This window comes from Frigidibacter sp. SD6-1 (assembly GCF_030143255.1).
Lineage (GTDB): Bacteria > Pseudomonadota > Alphaproteobacteria > Rhodobacterales > Rhodobacteraceae > TMP-24.
Genome location: NZ_JARJNR010000033.1, coordinates 1 through 1,053, shown reverse-complemented (window position 1 = coordinate 1,053; position 1,053 = coordinate 1). Strand labels below are relative to the sequence as shown.

The window sequence follows — 1,053 nt, the reverse complement described above, 5'->3', positions numbered from 1 at the left end:
GGCGTTGTTGCATAACTCTGGTGGCAAAGGATTCACTTCGTGAATCCAAGCGGTTAGACAGGCGGCATGAGCAAGCCATCACCCGCCCGCTACCGCACTACGAACTGGTCCAGCTACACCGCCTCACTGAAGAGGCGTGGATCTTTGCTGATCTGGCTGGACAAGGAGATGATCTGGCTCGCGCCGCCTGAGGGCAGCCCCGGTCGGCCTGCGGTGTTTGCGGACGCGGCGATCCAATTCTGTCTGACGATCAAGGTGCTGTTCAAGCTGCCTTTGCGGCAGACGACGGGAATGGTGGCCAGCCTGCTGAAGATGGCGGGCTTGGACTGGGCTGTGCCGGACTATACGACCTTGTGCCGACGCCAGAGGACCTTGGCTGTCCAGATCCCCTATCGGCGCGCCGATGGCCCCCTGAACCTGCTCGTCGACAGCACCGGTATCAAGTTCCTGGGCGATGGCGAATGGCAGGCGCGCAAGCATGGCGTTCAGGGCCGCCGCCAGTGGCGCAAGGTGCATCTGGCGATGGACACGGCCACGTCCGACATCCGGGCGGTGGAGTTCACCTCCAGCAGCGATGGCGACAGTCCGGTCCTGCCGGAACTGCTCAACCAAATCGCCGAGGATGAGGAGATCGGAACCGTGACCGCCGATGGGGCTTATGACACCCGCCGCTGTCACACCGCCATCATCGACCGCCAGGCCACCGCGATCATTCCGATCCGCAAGAACGGTCGACCCTGGAAAGAGGACTGCGCGGCAGCGATCGCCAGAAACGAAACCCTGCGCGCCACCCGGCACTACGGCCGGGCCTTCTGGAAACGCTGGACCGGATATCACGTTCGGAGCCGGATCGAGGCGAAGATGCGGTGCCTGAAAGCCTTCGGCGAGCGCATCGCCGCAAGGCACCCCGACAGCCAGACGGCCGAAATCCAGATCCGCATTGCACTGTTGAACTGCTTCTCAGCCCTCGGCACCGCTGAGATCGTTCGCGTGGGCTGATAATGAAGGGGAAAGGGGCTATCTTTCCTCAAGGGTGACTTATGCAACAATGCC

The 1,053-nt window shown here is 62.4% G+C and carries 1 protein-coding gene and 1 pseudogene; both read left to right on the top strand.

The annotated features are described in order from the left end of the window. Positions 1-191, top strand: a pseudogene (locus P0645_RS19245) (hypothetical protein); the annotation flags it as partial. After that, entirely contained in the window at positions 127-999 is an 873-nt protein-coding gene (locus P0645_RS19240; protein ID WP_284166170.1) for an IS5 family transposase, read from the top strand. The pseudogene P0645_RS19245 and the gene P0645_RS19240, both read left to right, overlap by 65 nt. The last annotated feature ends 54 nt before the right edge of the window (positions 1,000-1,053 follow it).